The following is a 20,761-nucleotide window of genomic DNA, read 5'->3' as shown; positions in this document are numbered from 1 at the left end:
TTGGCGGCTGCGTTGGTAGGCTTTTGATGTCACATTTCTCAAAGGCCTACTTTTTTGGAGCCGTTTTCAGATAGAGAATTCACATGAAAGAAAAGGATGATTCAACACTATGTCAAAACACATCATTCAAACCCATGAAAAACCGCCACTGAAACAGGCAATCCCGCTGAGCATTCAACATATGTTTGCTATGTTTGGTGCTTCTGTTTTGGTTCCGACCTTATTCGGAATTAATCCTGCGGTTGTGCTGTTAATGAACGGCGTAGGCACACTGTTTTTCTTCTGGATAACGCAGGGAAAATGCCCGGCGTACTTAGGCTCCAGCTTTGCATTCATTGGCCCGGCGCTTATTGTAATCAACCGGTATAAGGATGCACCCGGCGGCGGCTTTTCTTACGCACAGGGAGGTTTTGTGGCGGTTGGCCTGCTTGTTGTAGTTTTGGCATTGGTGATTAAGCGCTTTGGCTCGGATTGGATAGACAAGCTCCTGCCTCCTGCCGCTATGGGCCCCGTTGTGGCGCTTATTGGTCTGGAGCTTTCGGGGACAGCGGCTTCTACCGCAAAAATACTGCCTCAAACCAGCTATGTTGCAGTAAAAGGTGCAGATGGCATGTTCCAGCAGGTTGTAACAACCGTAGACCCCAAAAATATGGCGGTTTTCTTGGTTACACTTGGTATAGCAGTGTTTGGTTCCATTTTGTTCCGCAATTTTCTTTCGGTTATACCCATTCTCATTGCAATTATTGGTGGTTATGTTACGGCTGCAATTCTCGGTGTGGTAGATTTCACAGCAGTGGAACAAGCAAGCCTATTTTCACTGCCGCATTTTCAGTTGGCGCAGTTCCGGTTGGACGCGATTATTACTATGCTACCAGTAGCCTTGGTTTTAATCTCCGAACATATTGGCCACCAAATTGTAACTGGTAAGGTTATTGAGAAAGATTTAATCAAAGACCCCGGTCTGCACCGCTCTTTGATGGGAGATGGTTTCTCTACCATGGCGTCTGGTATGGTGGGTGCGGTGCCTACCACTACTTACGGTGAGAACATTGGCGTAATGGCGATGACCCGTGTATACAGCGTGTGGGTAATCGGCGGTGCGGCGGTTCTTTCCATCATTAGTTCTTTCATTGGTAAATTCTCAGAACTGATTGCAACTATTCCAGGCCCGGTAATTGGGGGCATTTCATTCTTGCTGTATGGTATGATTGGTGCTTCCGGCTTGCGTATTCTGGTCGATTCTCGAGTGGATTTCGCAAAGAACCGCAATATTATCATGACCTCCGTCATTTTTGTTACAGGTCTTTCCGGAGTATCGCTCCATTTGGGAAGTGTTGAGCTAAAAGGAATGGTACTTGCCTGTGTAGTTGGTATGCTGTTGGGTCTCATTTTCTATGTGCTCGACTGCCTGAATCTAACAAACGACAGAGATGACGATGAGGCAGAGAGCGCAGCGGAATAGAATTTTTGGAATAGTGACGCTCTGGGATAGGGGGTAAGGAAAATGAAGAAAGTGATCTGCTTTCATAATCCTGATGAAGAAAATGGATATTTAAGCAATTGGTTTTTGTCTGATTTTGAAAAGGATGGAGTGCATTTTTCCTCTATGGAGCAATATATGATGTACCAAAAAGCCATCATTTTTGAAGACAGTGAAATTGCATCGCAAATCTTAGCAACCTCCAATGTTGGAAAGATTAAGTCTTTAGGGCGCTCGGTTCGAAATTACGAGGATGTTGTTTGGAGCGGTGTTCGGCAAATAATAGTATATGAGGGACTAATTGAAAAATTTGTTCAGAACAATGAGCTCAAAGGGTTACTGCTTGCAACGAAGCAGCATATTCTGGCGGAATGTGCAGTACAGGATAGAATATGGGGGATCGGCCTCTCCATGACAGATGAAAAGCGGTTCGATAGAAACGCATGGCGTGGACAAAATTTGTTAGGATTTTCTTTGATGAAGGTTCGGGAACGATTATAAGCTTAGTGTTTCTAATTCTATCGTCTATTTTGCAAAATTTACGCCTAAAGAGCGTAAAGCCCCCATTCTCTTCGGATATACCAAAGGGAACGGGGGCTTTCTTTATTTAAGATTATAATTTCTCTTATTCATCCTAATTCCGCTACAAACTCATCCAGAGATGCTTCATCGTCCAGCTTTGGGGATTGGTCAATGCGCTGTAAAGTAAGGTTTTCCACATGGCGAACCGTGTTTCCCGGTTCAATGTGGCATAGCGGGCTCAGGGACTCCATCTCTAAAAAATCGCCGTTCGTATACGTTTCATACGAGGCGCCTAAGTCTGGGTACACCGCATGATTATTGTGCACGAAGCGTTTTAACATCACCACATTTTTTCTAACATAAGCAGCCCAGCCAGCACGGTTGTTCGTTCCCACCTTAAAGGCGGTGGTAGCGGTTGGGTCTTGCCGAAGAGTGATAAAACGATTACCCCAGAAGACGCGGGGGTCACGCAGGTTGGCATAGGGCCATAAAATCACTGATCGGTCTGGCTGGAGTGGGTCTTCCCCCTGATTCTGGGGAATGATTTCAAACCCGCCGGGTGCCATCATGGTAACAGACCAAAGGGCAAGAGTTTTGGGGTCCTTCGAGCAATTTTTGGCACTGTGAACCACCATAATGTCTGAGGTGTTTTCGTTCATCATCACCTCAAAGCCTAGTTGCATTTCATTATGTTTTTGCCGTACCGGTGTAAAGCTTACTCCCTCAGTAAGAATTCCATACACTACCGGTTCGTTGTCTGGGTAGTAGGTGTCTGGTGTGCTTTCGGGGCTAAGCCAAAGCCTGTGCCCGCCGTAATTGTAAAAGACGGCGCCCTCTCCGTAAAGCTGGTCGAATTCTTCTCCCGAAGCTTTGTACTTTCTCTCTTGGTCGGTGTACAGCATGTTTTCGCCATTGACTAAACCAAAGTGGATGATTCGGGGTCCCACATCAATTGTGACCATTACTTCAATAATGCCGTTGCTCATATGTACGCACCGGCCGTAGTTCAAGTATTCTGTTTCTTTAATTTCAATTGCCAAAAAAATCCTTCCTTTCCCAATAGGAGCAGGTCATTTCCAGCCCGCAGGGGCCTTTTTCTGGTGTGCATAGAGAATAAAGGTCCGTTGTTCTGCATTCCGTTTCAAACATTGCTTTTGCATTGCTGTTAAGCGGTGCAAAGTCAGCAGCATTCGTAACAATCGGCAAGGTTGCTGTACGCCGTATATTGCGCAGCATGTTTCTGCCGGTTTCATTGAATGCCAGTATTCGAATGTATGCAGGGGCTTCCGGAAGTTCCCGCTGATTTAGACCCAAAAAAGCGGATAACAGGATTCTACGGATTCGTGCATGAGAATAACGCTTTGATTTAATGGAAATAAGAAGCTGTTCCAGAGATGTGCAGGTACGAACACTGCTGAAAATACGGTTCTCCAAACCCTCGCTAATGTCTGGCAATTGGGAAAGCTCCTCCCGGCTCATGGTACGAAGCCTGGAAAGGATAGCATTTTCCAACGGTGCAAGCGATGCAGGAGCACGCCCAGCCAATCGTTCCCGCTCAAAAATAGAATAAGCCACTTTGGGAACAAAGGCCGAAAAAGGTTCCTTTTGCTGGATGAGTCTTCGAATTTGTGAAGCGGAGGCAATATGGGTATTCGAAGCGAGTTGCGGTGCGTCGTGGGCGGAACCAATGCGCTGAATGGTTTTGGGCTGCATAGGGGACTGCGTGCGAAGCAGTGCCTTGCAGTATTCAATGCCGAGAATGTTGTTTGGTTCGCTCAAAAGTGCGGCGGAATCGCCAAGAAGCTCCTTTGCCGCAGCCTGCCTTGCCGCAGCAAAGGGCAAGCCGAGCGAGAGGTGGCTTTTTACAGCAGCCTCAAATGCCGAGCTTTGCAGAGCCTTAGCAATGATATTCAGAGTGGAAACATCCCCGCTTTCACTGCCAAAAACGAGTTGATCCACACAGCCCAGTGCATTAAGAATAGAGATGGCTCCAAATGCAAAGCGTTCCGCACCGGCGACGGAAAAGCTAACGGGAAGCTCGAGCACTAAATCGGCACCGCAAGAAAGCGCCGCAAGCGCACGCGGCCATTTGTAAAAAGCAGCCGGCTCGCCTCTTTGCACATAATTTCCACTCATCACAACAGCTAGCCCGCCGGGTGAAGATTGTTTGACTTTTTGTATTAGGTATTCATGCCCAAGGTGTAACGGGTTAAATTCGGCGACAATACCCGTAATCAAGGGTCTCTCTATCATTGGGTAAAAAACTCCTTGAAATAATTGTGAAAATGTACTATGATAGTGTACGGTTCTATAGTACAGTATTGCAGTAACACTTTCAAGCTGTTTTTGCAATATTTAGAAAGTTTAGGAGGGAATCCGATGAAGATTCTGGTCATTAATGCAGGGAGCTCTTCCCTGAAATATCAGTTGATTGATATGGCCAAAGAGGAAGTACTCGCGAAAGGTAACTGCGAGAGAATTGGGCTTGGCGACGGTATTTTCGGCCACAAAACGGCAGATGGACGAGAGAAGAAGTTAACCGTGGACATGCCTGATCACATTGCAGCTTTCATGCAGGTTAAAAATGCGTTGGTAGATGCAGAGGTTGGCGTAATTAAAGATTTGTCTGAGGTAACCGCAGTTGGTCACCGTGTGGTGCAGGGCGGCATGAAGTTCATGAACTCCGTTCTGATTAACCAAGAGGTTATTGATACCATTGAGGAGCTTATTCCGCTGGCTCCCTTACACAACAGTGTAAACCTGCAGGGCATTCGTGCTTGCCAGGAGGTATTTGGTGACAAGGTACCGCAGGTTGCTGTATTTGATACTGCGTTCCATTCCACCATGCCGGCTGAGGCTTATATTTACCCCATTCCTTACGAGTATTTTGAAAAATACCAAATTCGCCGCTATGGCTTCCATGGTACTTCTCACCGTTTTGTCAGCGAGCGCTGCGCAGAGCTGGTAGGTAAGCCGATGTCTGAGCTGAAAATCATTACTTGCCACCTTGGCAATGGTTCTTCCATCGCCGCTGTGGACCATGGCAAAGTAATTGATACCAGCATGGGCCTCACTCCCTTGGATGGCTTTATGATGGGTACTCGCTGCGGCTCTTTGGATCCCTCCGTTGTTACCTTTATTGAAGAGAAAGAAAACCTTACTGCAGAGCAGATGAGCGACATCCTGAATAAGAAATCCGGTCTTTTGGGTATTTCCGGTATTTCCAGTGATGACCGTGATGTTACAAAGGCAGTTGAGGAAGGCCAGCCGAGAGCAATTCTTGCTCATAAAATTTTGGTATACCAGATTAAGAAATTCGTTGGCAGCTACGCTGCTGCAATGAACGGCTGCGATGCAATTGTGTTTACAGCTGGCTTGGGTGAGAACCAGGTTGACCACCGCCAGAACGTGTGCGATGGCCTGACTTACCTTGGTGTAGAAGTGTCGAGAGAGCTAAACGAGCAGATGATTCGCGGCAAGGGCGGCAAAATCTCTACTCCCAATTCAAAGGTGCAGGTATTCGTAATCCCCACCAATGAAGAGCTTGTTATCGCACGCGATACCAAAGAGATTGTCAATAAGCTTTAATTGTAATAAGCTGTAATGAATATAAAAAAAGCGGCGGAGAATTTTTTCTCTGCCGCTTTTTGTTATTTTCTATTGGTAATCTCGTTGTCACGGAACAGCAGAGAAATGCACCAGACTCCGGCTAGACCAACAAGGGTATATATAATTCGACTAATGACTGCGGTTTGCCCTTGGAATAACCAAGCAACAATATCGAATTGAAAAATACCAATGGAGCCCCAGTTAATTCCTCCAATAATCAGAAGAATCAGAGCAATCATGTCAATCATTTTATTACCACCTTTCTAATAATTTTGATAATTTATTAATTTTAGTGTAAACTGAAATAACAAAAATATGCAAGTTGTTGATATATCATGCCCGTACAGATGAAAATCAATCAAATAAATGTGCATGATTTAAATTTTTATTTATCTTGTAAAAAAGGAGCTTTTTATTGTAAAATAGAAAAAAGAAAAGAAATGGCGGAGGTAATATATGAAGACGAGAAAAATTGGTGAGTCTGGTTTGGTTACTGGAGTTTTATCTATGGGCGCATGGGCCATTGGTGGAGGAAGCTGGTGGGGGGAGAACGACGATTCTCAATCCATACGTACCATTCACAGTGCGCTGGAACAAGGCCTGAATTGGATTGATACAGCACCGGTTTACGGTTTTGGACATAGCGAAGAGGTAGTGGGGCGCGCTCTAAAAGATCGCAGAGAAAGAGCCGTTCTTTCTACCAAGTGCGGGTTACAGTGGCGCAATGAGCTTGGCAGTCATCCTTTCACCAAGGATGGCCACTCGGTTTATCGCAATCTTTCTGCGCAATCTATTCGTAAGGACTTGGAAGACAGCTTGCAGCGCCTGCAGACGGATTATATCGATATTTATTATACGCATTGGCAAGCAGCGGAAGACGGAGCTTCTATTGCTGAAACCATGGAGGAACTGCTCAAGATGAAGCAGGAAGGCAAAATTCGCGTGATTGGTGCTTCTAATGTGACAACTGAGCATCTGGATGAATATCTGAAATACGGTAAGGTAGATGTGATTCAAGAGAAGTTTAGTCTGCTTGACCGCCGTGTGGAGGCTTCCCTTCTGCCTTACTGTGAAGAGCATAAGATAACTCTTCAGGCGTATTCTCCTTTGGAGCAAGGGCTTCTCACCGGAAAAATCACGATGGATTATAAAATTGAACCCGGTTCCGTTCATGAGAATAAGTTTTGGTGGATGCCGGAGCACCGCCAATATGCCATAGAAATGCTAAATGGCTGGAGAGATTTGACTCTGAAATATGGCTGCTCTTTAGGGAACCTTGCAATTGCTTGGATGGTGGCACGCAGTGAGTACCTAAATGTGCTAGGTGGTGCTAGAACCATAGAGCAAGCGCAGGAAAACGCAAAGGCAGGAGAATTACAGTTAGAGAAAGCAGATTTTGAAAGAATGACGCGCGACGCTGACAGGGCAATTGAAAGTGCAAATTAATTCTACCTTAATTGAAGCTACTAAAAACACCACTGTTTAACCAGTGGTGTTTTTTTGTCTTGCTCTATGAGCTTACTAGCAGTCTTTTAAGAACTAATCTGCCAAAGTAAAAAGACTTTATGAAGAAAAATAAACTGCTAAGTATTAAAGGAAGTACAATAAGCGAGAGGGCAATGAAGTTTAGCAGCTAAGAAAAGAAGGCTTTTCCTTTCGGAAAAGCCTTCTTTTTTTTCGTGCTATTCGTGGGTTTTCTGCCGCTTGATTACTTTCAAGCGAGAGAATTCCTCTCGGTCCTTCTCTTCCAGCGCGTCCGTGATAAACTTTACGGTTTCCTCAAAGCGGGGAATCATAATGTTTTTCAAAGCATTCGCGCGCTTTTGGGTCTTCTTTACGTTGTCAGCTAAGCGGTAAACACTGTTTTCCACTTCGGCAAGCTCTGCGGTAAGATATTTAACCTCTCTGAATTTCAGGTAGGCGTTATCCATCATAGAGTTTGTCTCCATAAGACCATAGCTGAGAGTTGGTGGGGTACGTTCCAGCGAGACCATGGGAATTTCCACTCCCATAACGCTGCGGTACGCCACATTCAGGTTATCATCGTATGGAACAGTTTCTGCAATTTTATCGCACATACCCAGCGTAACGCTGGCCATTTGCAAAGCCGCATAAGCTTCTTCATACGTACTATCAATCTTATCTTGAATTTCATTGGCTCTCTCAATTAAAGCCATCATTTCACGAATAAGAATGTTACGCTTACGGTCCATCAGCTCAAAGCCAGTGCGGGCCAGACTAAGCGATTTCTTAGTGGCAAGAAGATTGCCCTTGGTTGGTACAATTTGAATCGCCAATGCCGCTCACCTCGCTTAGTTATTGGTTCCGTCTGCTTCGTCTTCCAGCTCGTTCGGGTCTTTTGCAGCATTTTCTGGTTTATAGAACTGGTTGAGAACCGCATCATCCACACGGTCCAGCTCAGAGCGGGGCAGGGTAGAGAGAAGTCTCCAGCCCAAATCGAGGCTCTGGTCAATGGTTCTATTTTCATTATGCCGCTGGGTTAAGAACAACTGCTCAAACAGCTTACCAAAGTGCAGGTACTGTTTGTCCACAGGAGATAATTCTTCCTCGCCGATAACGGAAGCAAGGGAACGAGCATCCATAACCTTCGCGTAGGAAGCGAAAAGCTGGTTTGATAGTGCGGAGTGATCTGCACGGGTAAAGCCATCGCCAATACCATCCTTCATCAAACGGGAGAGGGAAGGCAGAACGCCAACGGGCGGATAAATGCCCATGCTGTCAAGCGTACGGTCTAGAACAATCTGTCCTTCGGTGATGTAACCGGTTAAGTCTGGTACCGGGTGGGTAACGTCATCGTTAGGCATGGTCAAAATCGGAATCTGTGTAACCGAACCGGTTTTACCTTCTACCATGCCGGCACGCTCGTACAGCGACGCAAAGTCAGAGTACAAGTAACCGGGGAAGCCCTTTCTGCCAGGGATTTCACCCTTGGAAGAGCTGAATTCACGCAATGCTTCCGCATAAGAGGTCATATCTGTCATGATGACCAGAATGTGCATGTTCAGTTCAAATGCCAGATATTCCGCGGTAGTCAGTGCACAGCGGGGGGTAAGGGTACGCTCAATAATCGGGTCATTTGCCAGGTTAACGAACATAACAACCTTCTGCAAAACGCCAGATTCATCAAACGAACGGCGGAAGTATTCCGCAACGTCGTTCTTAACACCCATGGCTGCGAACACGATAGCGAAGTTATCGCCATCTGCACCAGTGATTTTTGCCTGACGAGCAATCTGCACAGCCAGCTCATTGTGAGACATACCGGAGCCAGAGAAAATCGGCAGCTTCTGCCCACGAATCAGGGTCATCAATGTATCGATACTAGAAACACCAGTATTAATGTAGTTAACCGGGTATACGCGAGACACCGGGTTAATCGGGGTGCCATTAATATTCATGCGCTTTTGCGGGAAGATGTTACCCAAACCATCAATCGGGCGACCAGAGCCATCGAACACTCTGCCGAGGATTTCAGGGGAAAGGGGCATCTCCATTGGGCGGCCGCGCAGACGTGTGCGGGTATTGTTCAAAGAAATACCGCGGGTACCATCAAAAACCTGAATAACCACGCGTTTGCCGTCCATTTGTACAACTCGGCCTTGGCGCATGGTGCCGTTGTCCAGACGAATGTCAACAATTTCTTCAAAAGAGGCATTTTCCACATCGTCCAGCACAATCAGCGACCCGTTTATTTCTTTGACGCCAATATAATCAAGAATCATAAAAAAACCGCCTTCTTTCCGTGGAGTTCATCAATTATTGATAATTTCCGCCACGGTGTTATCAATTTCTGCAATATAGTCATCAAACAAGTCCAGCTTGTCGTTCGGTACATCGTACTTAATCTTCACCAGCTTGTCAAACAGACCGGACTGCATAATACTGGAAATGGGAACGGATGCTGCAATGAGCTGCCGTGATTTTTGGTACAGGTGTAAAATAACCTTCATCATCAGCTTCTGCTTCTCCAGCGGTACAAACGTATCTTCCGCATGGAATGCATTCTGCTGCAAGAAGCCAACGCGAATGAGTCGCGCAATTTCAATAACGAGCTTCTGGTCATCCGGCAAAACGTCGGAACCAATTAGCTTAACAATCTCCATGAGCTTGCTTTCTTCCTGAAGAAGGTTGTTGGTTTGTCTGCGGTAATCGAGGAATTCTTCGCCCACATTTTCTTTAAACCAATCCTGCAAATCCGCATTGTACTCGCTGTAACTGGTCATCCAGTTAATGGCGGGGTAATGTCTTGCATAAGCAAGGTTTTTATCCAGCGCCCAGAAGCAACGGGTAAAACGCTTGGTGTTTTGTGTAACAGGCTCAGAGAAGTCCGCGCCTGCGGGGGAAACCGCACCGATAATGGTGATAGAGCCATCCGTACCGTTTAGGTTTTTTGTATAGCTCGCACGCTCGTAGAATTCCGCCAGACGAGAGGGCAAATATGCCGGGAAGCCTTCTTCTGCGGGCATTTCTTCCAAACGACCAGAAATTTCGCGCAGTGCTTCCGCCCAGCGGGAGGTGGAGTCCGCCATCATGGCTACGTGGTAACCCATGTCGCGGTAGTACTCCGCCAAAGTAATGCCGGTGTAAATGGACGCTTCACGCGCCGCAACAGGCATGTTCGAGGTATTTGCTATCAAAGTGGTTCGATCGGTCATCGGTCTGCCGGATTTCGGGTCAATCAGTTCTGTGAATTCCTGCAATACCTGTGCCATTTCGTTACCGCGCTCACCGCAGCCAACGTAGATAATAATATCTGCATCGCACCATTTGGCAAGCTGATGCTGTGTCATAGTTTTACCGCTGCCAAAGCCACCAGGGATAGCCGCTGTACCACCCTTAGCTACAGGGAACAGAGTGTCGATAACACGCTGACCGGTAACCAGCGGAATTTTGGGCTGCATGCGTTCCGCAACCGGGCGTGGTGTACGGATGGGCCACCTTTGGCAAAGAGAAAGCTCGTGCTTATTGCCCTTTGCGTCGGTAAGCTCAACGACGGTATCGTTTACATGGTATTTGCCGTTTGCATTCACCTTTGTGACAGTGCCGCTCAGTGTGGGCGGTACCAGGCATTTATGGCGAATGATTTTAGTCTCTGGGCATTCGGCGTAAATATCGCCGCCTACAAGGGTGTCTCCTACCTGAACGGTGACGGTAACCTCCCAGAGTTGTTCGGTGTCCAGCGCGGGAACGTTACTACCGCGCGAAATAAATACAGAGCCGGAATCGTCCGCTATTTTTTTGAGCGGACGCTCAATTCCGTCGAAAATATTATCTAGAATACCTGGGCCTAACGTAACATTCATGGGGCTTCCGGTACCGAATACCGGCTCGCCCGGGCGCAGTCCGGTGGTTTCTTCATAGACCTGAATGGTGGTAAGCTTATCGGTAATGCCGATGATTTCACCAACCAAACGCTCGTTGCCCACGAATACCATTTCCATCATGGAAAAGCTGCGTGAATTTTTAATCGTTACAACTGGCCCGTTAATACCATGAATTACATCTTGGTTCTCCATCTTCAAATCATCTCCGTTATCGTTGGTATTACGGCTCAGACCACAGACATTCCAGAGGTTTCTTCAAACCACTCCTGCTGTGATTCCAGCATCGTGTCCAGTGTTTCGTCAGCCATAATGCCTTTTTCGGCATGGTAAGCGCGAACACCGCCGATCAAAATATCCTGGTCTGCCTGAACAGTGCACTCTTTTTTGAATGCCTGGCGAAGCAGATCCTCATATTGCAGATCATCTTTTTTCACGCAGAGAACAGTGCCGGTTTCCGGGAACAGCTCAGAAAGGCTGCTTGTGTATTTTTGCAGCAGAGAAGGGTATTGAGCCGACTTTGTGTATTCCACAAGGCGCTCTTTGGCCTTTGCAAACACTTCGTTTTCAATATTCTTTCTCTTCTCCAAAAGCTCTTTGCGGGCGTTCATTTCACGGTGCGCAATGTCGCGCACAATTCCATCCCGCATAGCAGTCATTTCGCCTTGAATAAGCTGGTATGCTTCATGCAGTACCTGGCGCTCTGCCTCTTCAAGCTGATTCTGTTTGAACTCCGAAATTTCTTGTTCAATTTTTTCCCGCTGTTCCTGCGCGTAATGATTGATCGCAGTACTAAACTTACTTAATTTTTCTTCACTAGAAGTCATAGTAACCCCCCGTTCCGCCGCCTTGGCGGTTTAAATTTTTACTCCGATTGCCTCGCGGACATAGCGGGTAATAGAATCCTTGGTACGGCCATTGCCGTGACGGTCGGGTATTTCAACGATTAAAGGGCGTTTTAGGTTCAGCTTTAAATCATAAATTAACTCAGGGCACATAGAGATAAGGCGCTCTGTCATTAATATTACGGCAATGTCTTTCATTTCAATTGCATCGTTCAAAGCCTTGCGAACCTCACCGACATCGTGCGCCATTATCCCAGGAATACCGGCAAGGCGCATTCCCACCAGCGTGTCTGAATTGTCGCTGATTAAGTAAAATCGCATGTCAGCACCTGCTTTCCTATTGTCTCAAACACTGAAAAGATGGCTTAAATCTTGTTCAGAATCAGGATGGAAATCAGCAGGCCGTACAGTGCAATACCTTCACCAAGCGCAACGAAAATCAAAGATTTACCAAAGGACTTGGGGTCTTCTGCAGTAGCGCCGATAGCAGCAGGGGATGCAGCACCAACAGCAATACCGCCGCCAATGCCAGCCAAACCAGTTACAAGACCAGCAGCCAGCAGGCCAAGGCCTTCTTTACCGGCGTTTGTGCCGTCATTTGCAGAAGTGGTAGTTCCTGCAGCGGGCTCTTCCGTAGCTGCACTTGCAACCATAGGAACAGCAATGGTAACTGCACAAACAATCATGAATGCCGCAATTTGAGATACCAGAGCCGATTTAGCCTTTTTGCCGTTTTTTACTGCGCGAACAGCCAGTAAAACAGAGAGAATCAATGCTGCAACAGGGATAGTAAACAGTACGTAGTTCATAAGATTTGCCTCCAAAATATAATCATTTTAAATTTACCGCTGAGAGCAGAATGAGGTTTACGCCTCATTCTGCTCCTTGCGAGCGGATACAGGATGGAAGGGACGGCCGCTGCCGTCGAAGAAGCGGCTGAACATTTCATAGAATTCCAGCCTCAAGACCTGGATGCCAGCAAGAAGGGCTTCCAGTGCCATGACAAAGATATTGCCGAAAATAACTACGAGGATATATCCGATCCCAGAAGACATATTCGCCAGAGTAAATACCACCATCATCATACCTGCATGAACCAGTACGAATGCGCCAACACGCAGGAAGGACATAGTATTACTCATATAGCTGAGCAAATACTCAAATACTTCGAAGAAGTTCTGAGTGATATATTCGCCCCAGTTTTCCGGCCTCCAGCTCTTATTTCCTTCTATCAGCTCACTTAAAAGCTCTTGGAAGAACATTAAAAGCAACGGGAAAATCATGAAGCACAGAATATACGGTGTAGTAACAATCTGCCAACCCATAGCGATTTGTCCGCCGAAGCCGATTACGATGGAACCGTAAAACAACAGCCCGGCTAAACCGTTGGGGCTGAACAAAGCGTTGCCGAATTTCTTTTTCTTAATACTGGAATAAATGTTAATGAGCATAGCAATCATTACGAGTGAAACGCCGATGCCAACAGCCGAATAAATGATAATGTTGGTGGTGGCAGGGTGCATAACCTCGACCGGCTTTTCTTCTAAGCCAAAAAGAGCATGGTAGACTGGGTCGAGCGCATGCTCAAATCCAAATACCGAACCAAAGAGAAAGCCAAATGCCATGGATGACATACCGCATGGAATTAGAATTTTACCAAGGCGCATACGCAGTTTGTTCCACATATATAGGCCAATGAGAGAAACGCACAGCCCCTGCCCAAGGTCAGCAAACATAATACCAAACATAATAATGTAGGTAATGCCAACAAAAATGGTGGGGTCCACCTCGTTGTAAGAGGGAAGACCAAACATTTCTACGAAGAACTCAAACGGGCGAAACAGCTTGGGGTTCTTCAGCTTAACGGGCGGGGAATGACTGAGCTGAGCCTCCGCATTTTCAAAGGAGTATTCAACGGATTCCAGCGGCTCAAGAGTTTCACGGAATTTTTCTTCGTTCTTAGCGGGTATCCAACCAGTTAGCACAAAGCTTTCATGGTAACGTGCGCCGTAATGACGAATCCCAAAATAGATGCTCTTTTCTCTTAAGTGATTGAACATCAATTGGCAATTTTCACTTTCCTGTTTCCAGAAAGCACTCAGCTTATCGTCCATATCTTTTACAATAGCCGTTGTTTCTGCATGCTGCAGGCGAAGCGTTTCTATCATTTCTTCCGGTGTACCCTCGTACCCGGTAAGACTAACGCGATTGAAGAAGAGGCTTGAGAAAATCCGGTCTACTTCATCAATTTGGTCGATAGGCGCAAAGTAGGCACCCCAATAATTTTCTTCATCACTGGAATTTGGAAAAAATACCAGATAGGGGTTGTCGCTGTAAAGTGGGAGCTTTTCGTAGTTCTCTTTAGACAAAGCACCGAATCGTACCTGAACGTATTTGCATTCTAATACTTTTTTCAGGTTTAAATCCATGCCTGTAAAGTGAGATAAATCCCGAAGGGAAACATTAAGCTCACGAACTTTTTCTTCCGCTTCCGTTTTTTGCTTTAAACAAGCTTCTACGTAGGCGGTAAATTTGTCCACATACTCCAATAGCTTACGGTCTTCTTCTTCCGCACTGCAATCGGGTGCTCCCTCAAATTCAAGGGGATGGCCAATTTTTTTGCAGGCGTCTGAAAGCTTCTGCAAAGGAGTTGTGTAGGGGTTATCCTCCCCAATGGGAACAAAGGGCGTCGTATCAGCATAAAAAGAAAGAACGTTATCTGGGTGGAAAACCTCAGATTGACCGCAGCGAAGTGTTACCTCATCCAGTTCGTTCATTCGGCCGATGATACTGGCCATTTTAAGTTTTTGTACAGCCAAACAGCACCACTCCTCTCGTTAAAAATCAGAAAAAGCCAGCAGCTTTTTTATTTCTTCCGGCGGGAGCTTATAACGGATTCCCTCAACAATATTGATGATATCCATCAGCTCAATCTGCATATAGAAAATATAAGACAGCAAAACAACTGATGCGTATACTGAAAAATGAACGCCGCGGCGGCATACACCGTATAAGGCGCGCTCGGCAAGCTGGTCAGCAAAGTTGTACTCAATTTTACTGGTTTTCTTACCAATTCTGGTTTGAACCAGCTGCTTGCGCACCTCGTCTGCATCCTTTGCTTGTATCATTTTTTCAATTTGTGCTCTGTTAAGAGAACCGAAAGGAAGAAGGTTGCTGCGAATGTAATCTGGACCCGCCTGAAAATAGGTTTTGAAACGCAGTATTCTGGCAAAATTGTTAAGGTCAAGATACATATCAACAATTTGTTTTAAATCCTGTTTCACACTTTTGGAGTTCTGATGCTCTATGGTTTCGTATAGTTGACTGTATAAATAGGTATACAGAGCATTTTCCGCCGCCGTAAAATCTACGGTGTTGTCGTAGGTGGGGCGAAAAGGCTCAATCAACATTTGGTAAGGCGTGTGAGACAACGCTGCAATAATATCATCAAATCGCTCCGCTCCGGAGAGGCGTATCAAATCGATGTGAGAATGCGCAGCCAAAGGAGTGGGCATAGAAAAAAAGTATTCCTTTGTCATGTCTGCATTCAAGTGTAAAAGAGCATTTAAAATCTGTTCTACTTCACTGCGCTGTAATAAGTAAGAGGCCAGAGCGTCACCAATGGAAATTTCGTAACGGCATAACGAAGCCGAATCTGCTAAAAGCTTTTTTTTCAGCCGGTTTTCCAACTGACCACGGTGCACTTCTTTGTCGTTGATTCCCGCTAAAACCTTATCGTAGTCCGTATTCGAAGCAAGGTACCGCGCTATGTCTGAAACGCTTTTGCAGGCCAGCATATCTTGGTAATTCTGCGCAGTGAGTCTGCGACCATACATAGCACGGGCTTTTGCCGAAACTACATTGGAAGAGAGACTGGAAAGCATGAAATCACTCTCCTATCACTTTTTGAAAGATCGTATCGATCCATTTTTCGCCGTTGGCCGCATAAAGCTGATCAAGCTTTTCAGTTAAAGCCTTGTAATGCAGCTCTTTTACCTGCCAGGTTTTTTCAGCAGCAGCTTGTTCCAGAGGCCTGTTCTTTTCAATACGGGCTCTTGCTCTCGACAAATAGCTGTTACGAATGTCTTCCCGAGTTCTCGAAATCTCTTTTTCTGTGTCTATTTTTTGCTTTTGGGCGGCGTCCGTGATCTGCCTGGCTTTTTCATCCATTTCTATGATCTGCTTCAGCATATCGTTCATAATGACCGCACCTCCTTGATAAATAAAATCTAAGTTTCACAAAACATTCAGAAATCACATGCACAATTATAGCTCTCTCGTCACAAATATACAACTGATAAATTTACAAAATTTACGCTTGTGACACAATACATCAATAAATGACAAATAATTTTATATTATTTGATATTTTTTAGACTTATTTAGTTTTTTAGGCTTTGTAGAGGGGCCGGAATGCGACCACCACGATGAATAAAGCGCGCAGGAGAGTATGGATTTACCTCCATAACAGGTCCTCCACCCAAAAGACCGCCGAAATTCAGCTCATCACCAACCTTCTTTCCAATTGCGGGAATCAGGCGAACGGCGGTGGTTTTGCTGTTGACCATTCCGATTGCGGCTTCGTCTGCAATAATGCCGGAGATGACTTCTGCCGATGTATCGCCGGGAATCACAATCATATCAAGGCCTACGGAGCAAACGGCTGTCATAGCTTCCAGCTTATTGAGGGTTAAGGAGCCGCGGCGAGCCGCTTCAATCATACCGGCGTCTTCTGTAACCGGAATAAATGCACCGGAAAGACCACCAACGTGAGAAGAAGCCATAATGCCACCCTTCTTCACTGCATCATTGAGTAGTGCCAGAGCAGCAGTCGTGCCGTGTGCACCGCATGCCTCCAAACCCATTTCCTCAAGAATGTAGGCAACCGAATCACCAACAGCAGGGGTAGGGGCAAGGGAAAGGTCTACAATGCCAAAGGGAACAAATAAACGGCGAGAAGCCTCTTGTGCAACGAGCTGACCCATACGGGTAATTTTGAATGCTGTTTTCTTAATTAAATCGGCAATGCCGGTAATGTCGCAGTCGTCGGCCTTTGCCAACGCGGCGCGTACTACGCCGGGGCCTGATACGCCCACGTTAATAACGCAGTCTGGCTCACCGGGGCCATGGAATGCACCTGCCATAAAGGGGTTGTCTTCCGGCGCGTTGCAGAAAACGACCAGTTTGGCGGCACCAATGCAGTCACGGTCAGCAGTCGCTTCTGCACATTCGCGAATCACGCGTCCCATTTTGCCAACCGCATCCATGTTAATACCGGCCTTTGTGGTACCCACATTAACCGAGGAGCAAACAAAGCTGGTGGTGCTGAGAACCTCGGGAATACTCTCTATTAAAGCGTAGTCTCCCGGCCCAAAGCCCTTATGCACCAAGGCGGAATATCCGCCAATAAAATTGACGCCCACCTCTTTGGCTGCTCGGTCCAAAGCCTGGGCAAAATGTGCCGGGCTCTTTGATGGACACGCTGCTGCAATCATAGAGATGGGTGTAACAGATATACGTTTGTTTATAATTGGAATGCCGTATTCTTTGCTGATGTCTTCACCGGTCTTTACCAGGTTACTGGCATAGCGGCAAATTTTATCGTACACCTTGTCGCAGGCAGCTTTTTGGTCGGAATCCACGCAGTCAAGCAGTGAAATACCCATTGTAATGGTGCGTACATCCAGGTCTTCGTTATCAATCATATTGATGGTTTCCAGAATATCGCGGGAATTAATCATGAAAGCGTTCCTTTCTATTATATAATGTGCCTTCCGGTAGAGTTTGCTGAATACAGCATACTTCCCTCGGGCTTAAATTCGGTGCATACTATTGAAAATATCTTCGTGCATGGTATGAATGGTCAAATTCATACTGGCTCCCAGTTCGGTTAGCCTATCAGACAAATCGTTAAAGGGAATGGTGCTTTTTGAAATATCGACCATCATAATCATGGCAAACATGTCTTGCAGAACAGACTGGGTAACTTCAATTACATTCACTTGGTTTTCAGCACAAATTGCAGAAACACGGGCAAGTATTCCTACCATATCTTTGCCGAGTACAGTAATTACAGCACGCATGAGGCAGCCTCCTAGAATTTCCAATTTTTACTGGGTCTTGTTGCACTTTATTATGGATGAGAAAGAAGAGGATGTCAAGTACGTTTCATGTACGATTTATTTAAGAAAAAAAAGCAGATTCTGGTACATTTGGGTAAACGAAAAAAATTAGCGGAAAAGATGTCTTTTTTTCCTTATTTATGTTAATATAATAAAAATTAGTGAGTAAGACCTTATCGATAATGAAAAGCAATAAAGAGAGATTCTTTCTTTTTTGCAGGTTGTAAATAAAGAGTTGCTATATACGTATCCCAAATTAGATTGGTTTATGATAGAAAAACGGCATTTTAAGAATGGAGGCAGCCAGGCGTTGAAATACAGATTTTTTTCGGATTGCCATATGCACAGCGATTGTTCCCGAGATGCAGAAGACCCGGCTATGATGATGTGTGAGGCAGCAGAGCGCCAAGGGCTGTATGCGATTACTCTTACCGACCACTGCGAATGTGATGTTTATGAGAAAGAAGACTACAACCGTTCTGTAAGGCAGTCTTACTTTGAAGCAAAAAAAGCATCTGCCGTATTTCAGGGGAAGCTGCGGGTGTATGCAGGTGTTGAGCTAGGCCAACCCTTGCATAATTTGGATGCGACGCAGGATGTTTTTTCTACCTGTGATTTTGATTTTGTTCTTGGCTCCCTCCATAATCTTAGGGGCATGGAGGATTTTTATTATTTAGATTATAATGAGCAGGATGTGGATGCCCTGCTTGCCCGTTATTTTGATGAGATACTTGAGATGGTGCGTTGGAATGGCTTTGATTCTTTGGCGCACCTTACGTACCCATACCGTTATATTGTGGGCGAAAAGGGGATTCCGGCTCCGCTTTACCCGGAGTTTGGTGATCGTATTGATGAAATATTGAGTCTGCTGGCTCGAAACCACAAGGCACTCGAGCTAAATACCTCTGGTTTGCGGCAAAAGCTGGGGCAAACCTTACCACCGCTCGAGGTACTACGGCGTTTCCGCCAATTGGGCGGAACCTATGTGACCATTGGTTCTGATGCGCACCGTTGGGGCGACATTGGCGCCGGTGTTGAAACCGGGCTTTCTATGCTGCTACAAGCTGGGTTCGACCGTTTTACAATTTATGTTGGGCGTGAACCGGTTTTGTTGCCAATTGAATAAACAGCGCAGGGTCAATTCCCGCGAACTGTTCAGTTATTTTAAGGAGGAACTATTCATGGAAAAATTGTTAGCTCTTTTAAGTGAAAATGCCAGACTGACCCCTGCGCAGCTCGCAGCAATGCTCGGCACAACGCAGGAAAAGGTCAACGAAGCAATCGAACAGTATGAAAAACAGGGTGTTATTAAGGGCTACCGCGCGTTAATTGATTGGGAGAAGGTAGACCAGAATAAGGTTACAGCATTAATCGAGTTAAAAGTAGTACCGAAGCCTGACCGTGGTTTTGATGAAGTAGCAGACCGTGTGATGAGCTTTGATGAAGTAGAGAGCGTATATTTAATGTCTGGCGGGTACGACCTTGCTGTAATTGTACACGGTAAATCCATGCAAGAAGTGGCACTGTTTGTTATGAACCGTCTTGCCGCCTTGGATTCGGTGGTTTCTACGGCAACTCACTTTATTTTAACCCGTTATAAAGATGGAGGAGTCGTTCTGCACTCCGGAGAAGAAAAAGACCAAAGAACGGGGTGTGTATGGTGATCGATTATCAGGGCATTATGAACCAGCAATTACAGTCGCTAAAGCCTTCAGGAATCCGAAAGTTTTTTGATATTGCAAGTGAAATGGACGATGTGATTTCACTTTCCATAGGCGAACCAGATTTTTCAACGCCTTGGCATGTGCGCCAAGCCGGCATACAAACACTGGAAAAGGGGAAAACCTGGTATAGCCCAAACCGCGGCTTTATGGAGCTTCGGCAAGAGATTTGTAAGTGGATGGCGCGCAAGTACCAGGTAGAATACGACCCCGCAACAGATGTAGTTGTGACGGTTGGCGGTTCTGAGGCAATTGATGCCGCTCTTCGCACACTGGTAAACCCCGGTGACGAGGTACTTATTCCCGAACCGAGCTTTGTTTGCTATGTACCGCTTGCTCAAATGGCAGGTGGTGTGCCGGTTATTTTAGAGACAAGGGCAGAAAATGATTTCCGTCTCACCGCAGAAGAGCTGCGCTCTAAAATTACACCCAAGTCCAAGGTTTTGGTTTTACCGTTCCCTAATAACCCAACGGGTGCCGTAATGCGCCGCGAGCATTTGGCGGAAATTGCCGCAGTTGTAAAAGAACATAACCTCATTGTCATCTCTGATGAAATATATAGTGAACTCACCTATGGCGATACGCCCCACGTTAGTTTTGCATCAATTGATGGAATGAAAGAACGAACCATCCTAATCAATGGTTTTTCAAAGGCATATGCTATGACTGGTTGGCGGCTTGGTTTTGCAATGGGGCCGACTCCCATTATTTCGCAAATGACAAAACTGCACCAATATGGGATTATGAGTGCGCCTACTATGGCGCAGTATGCTGCAATTGAAGCATTGAAAAATGGTGATGATGATATTGAAGAGATGCGTACGCAATACGATATGCGGCGCCGCCTGATTGTGGATAGTTTCAATTCGCTTGGTCTGAGCTGCTTTGAGCCGGAAGGCGCGTTTTACGTATTCCCTTGCATTCAAAGTAGTGGGTTAAGCTCGCAAGAGTTCTGCGAACGCCTTATTTATGCAGAAAAGGTTGCAATTGTACCTGGCGATGCGTTCGGTGATTGCGGCGAAGGGTTTGCGCGTGTTGCTTACTCGAACTCGATTGCCAATATTACAGAGGCTCTCAAGCGCATTGAGCGCTTTTTGGGTACTCTGAAATAATTCGTAAC

21 protein-coding genes are annotated in these 20,761 nt (G+C 46.0%); 7 read left to right on the top strand and 14 right to left on the bottom strand.

The window, feature by feature from the left end:
* The first annotated feature begins 109 nt into the window (after positions 1 to 109).
* Both uraA and CAN90_RS10025 read left to right on the top strand, forming a co-directional pair.
* Positions 110 to 1,462 (top strand): uracil permease, encoded by a 1,353-nt coding sequence (gene uraA / locus CAN90_RS10030; protein ID WP_085833690.1) that lies wholly within the window; start codon positions 110 to 112, stop codon positions 1,460 to 1,462.
* Positions 1,463 to 1,504: 42 nt separating this feature from the next.
* Positions 1,505 to 1,981, top strand: a complete 477-nt coding sequence (locus CAN90_RS10025) for an NADAR family protein (RefSeq protein ID WP_085833689.1) — start codon at positions 1,505 to 1,507, stop codon at positions 1,979 to 1,981.
* Between the two features lie 128 nt (positions 1,982 to 2,109).
* Here the strand turns inward: CAN90_RS10025 and CAN90_RS10020 are convergent, their stop codons facing one another.
* Both CAN90_RS10020 and CAN90_RS10015 read right to left on the bottom strand, forming a co-directional pair.
* Positions 2,110 to 3,042 (bottom strand): hypothetical protein, encoded by a 933-nt coding sequence (locus tag CAN90_RS10020; RefSeq protein ID WP_085833688.1) that lies wholly within the window; start codon positions 3,040 to 3,042, stop codon positions 2,110 to 2,112.
* Complete coding sequence (locus CAN90_RS10015) at positions 3,032 to 4,255, bottom strand: nucleotidyltransferase (protein ID WP_085833687.1); 1,224 nt, start codon at positions 4,253 to 4,255, stop codon at positions 3,032 to 3,034. The genes CAN90_RS10020 and CAN90_RS10015 overlap by 11 nt, the downstream gene beginning before the upstream one ends.
* A 126-nt stretch (positions 4,256 to 4,381) precedes the next feature.
* On the opposite strand from CAN90_RS10015, the gene CAN90_RS10010 reads away from it, so the two are divergent.
* Complete coding sequence (locus tag CAN90_RS10010) at positions 4,382 to 5,590, top strand: acetate/propionate family kinase (protein WP_085833686.1); 1,209 nt, start codon at positions 4,382 to 4,384, stop codon at positions 5,588 to 5,590.
* A 62-nt stretch (positions 5,591 to 5,652) separates the two neighbouring features.
* Here the strand turns inward: CAN90_RS10010 and CAN90_RS10005 are convergent, their stop codons facing one another.
* On the bottom strand, positions 5,653 to 5,859 hold the full coding sequence (locus tag CAN90_RS10005) for a DUF378 domain-containing protein (protein ID WP_085833685.1): 207 nt from the start codon (positions 5,857 to 5,859) through the stop codon (positions 5,653 to 5,655).
* Positions 5,860 to 6,067: 208 nt separating this feature from the next.
* On the opposite strand from CAN90_RS10005, the gene CAN90_RS10000 reads away from it, so the two are divergent.
* Positions 6,068 to 7,057, top strand: a complete 990-nt coding sequence (locus tag CAN90_RS10000; protein WP_085833684.1) for an aldo/keto reductase — start codon at positions 6,068 to 6,070, stop codon at positions 7,055 to 7,057.
* 236 nt (positions 7,058 to 7,293) lie between these two features.
* Here CAN90_RS10000 and CAN90_RS09995 read toward each other — a convergent pair whose 3' ends face one another.
* The 11 genes from CAN90_RS09995 to CAN90_RS09945 form a co-directional block, all read right to left on the bottom strand.
* Positions 7,294 to 7,908, bottom strand: coding sequence for a V-type ATP synthase subunit D (locus CAN90_RS09995; protein ID WP_085833683.1), 615 nt, complete (start codon positions 7,906 to 7,908; stop codon positions 7,294 to 7,296).
* A gap of 15 nt (positions 7,909 to 7,923) precedes the next feature.
* Positions 7,924 to 9,354: a V-type ATP synthase subunit B gene (locus tag CAN90_RS09990; protein ID WP_085833682.1), complete on the bottom strand. Its 1,431-nt coding sequence runs from the start codon at positions 9,352 to 9,354 to the stop codon at positions 7,924 to 7,926.
* 30 nt (positions 9,355 to 9,384) lie between these two features.
* Positions 9,385 to 11,148 (bottom strand): V-type ATP synthase subunit A, encoded by a 1,764-nt coding sequence (locus CAN90_RS09985; RefSeq protein WP_085833681.1) that lies wholly within the window; start codon positions 11,146 to 11,148, stop codon positions 9,385 to 9,387.
* A 35-nt stretch (positions 11,149 to 11,183) separates the two neighbouring features.
* Entirely contained in the window at positions 11,184 to 11,780 is a 597-nt protein-coding gene (locus CAN90_RS09980; protein ID WP_085833680.1) for a V-type ATP synthase subunit E, read from the bottom strand.
* A 30-nt stretch (positions 11,781 to 11,810) separates the two neighbouring features.
* Positions 11,811 to 12,119, bottom strand: coding sequence for a V-type ATP synthase subunit F (locus CAN90_RS09975; protein WP_085833679.1), 309 nt, complete (start codon positions 12,117 to 12,119; stop codon positions 11,811 to 11,813).
* Between the two features lie 44 nt (positions 12,120 to 12,163).
* A complete protein-coding gene (locus CAN90_RS09970; protein WP_085833678.1) occupies positions 12,164 to 12,607 on the bottom strand; it encodes an ATP synthase subunit C in 444 nt (147 codons plus the stop codon).
* 57 nt (positions 12,608 to 12,664) lie between these two features.
* Entirely contained in the window at positions 12,665 to 14,617 is a 1,953-nt protein-coding gene (locus tag CAN90_RS09965; protein ID WP_242953620.1) for a V-type ATP synthase subunit I, read from the bottom strand.
* An 18-nt stretch (positions 14,618 to 14,635) separates the two neighbouring features.
* Complete coding sequence (locus CAN90_RS09960; protein ID WP_085833677.1) at positions 14,636 to 15,682, bottom strand: V0D/AC39 family V-type ATPase subunit; 1,047 nt, start codon at positions 15,680 to 15,682, stop codon at positions 14,636 to 14,638.
* A 4-nt stretch (positions 15,683 to 15,686) separates the two neighbouring features.
* A complete protein-coding gene (locus tag CAN90_RS09955) occupies positions 15,687 to 15,998 on the bottom strand; it encodes a hypothetical protein (RefSeq protein WP_085833676.1) in 312 nt (103 codons plus the stop codon).
* A gap of 182 nt (positions 15,999 to 16,180) precedes the next feature.
* A complete protein-coding gene (locus tag CAN90_RS09950) occupies positions 16,181 to 17,539 on the bottom strand; it encodes a PFL family protein (protein WP_085833675.1) in 1,359 nt (452 codons plus the stop codon).
* Positions 17,540 to 17,611: 72 nt separating this feature from the next.
* Positions 17,612 to 17,881, bottom strand: a complete 270-nt coding sequence (locus CAN90_RS09945) for an ACT domain-containing protein (RefSeq protein ID WP_085833674.1) — start codon at positions 17,879 to 17,881, stop codon at positions 17,612 to 17,614.
* A gap of 349 nt (positions 17,882 to 18,230) precedes the next feature.
* On the opposite strand from CAN90_RS09945, the gene CAN90_RS09940 reads away from it, so the two are divergent.
* From CAN90_RS09940 to CAN90_RS09930, 3 genes are read left to right on the top strand one after another with little or no spacing between them, the layout of a single operon-like run.
* Positions 18,231 to 19,046, top strand: coding sequence for a histidinol-phosphatase HisJ family protein (locus CAN90_RS09940; protein ID WP_085834334.1), 816 nt, complete (start codon positions 18,231 to 18,233; stop codon positions 19,044 to 19,046).
* Between the two features lie 55 nt (positions 19,047 to 19,101).
* Positions 19,102 to 19,584 (top strand): Lrp/AsnC family transcriptional regulator, encoded by a 483-nt coding sequence (locus CAN90_RS09935; protein WP_085833673.1) that lies wholly within the window; start codon positions 19,102 to 19,104, stop codon positions 19,582 to 19,584.
* Positions 19,578 to 20,753, top strand: a complete 1,176-nt coding sequence (locus CAN90_RS09930) for an aminotransferase class I/II-fold pyridoxal phosphate-dependent enzyme (RefSeq protein WP_085833672.1) — start codon at positions 19,578 to 19,580, stop codon at positions 20,751 to 20,753. The genes CAN90_RS09935 and CAN90_RS09930 overlap by 7 nt, the downstream gene beginning before the upstream one ends.
* Positions 20,754 to 20,761: the final 8 nt, after the last annotated feature.

It is taken from the genome of Clostridium merdae, from assembly GCF_900176635.1.
In the GTDB taxonomy this organism is placed as follows: Bacteria; Bacillota; Clostridia; order Oscillospirales; family Acutalibacteraceae; genus Faecalispora; species Faecalispora merdae.
Note: the sequence above shows the minus strand (reverse complement) of the source record. Positions and strands in the feature narration are given on the sequence as shown.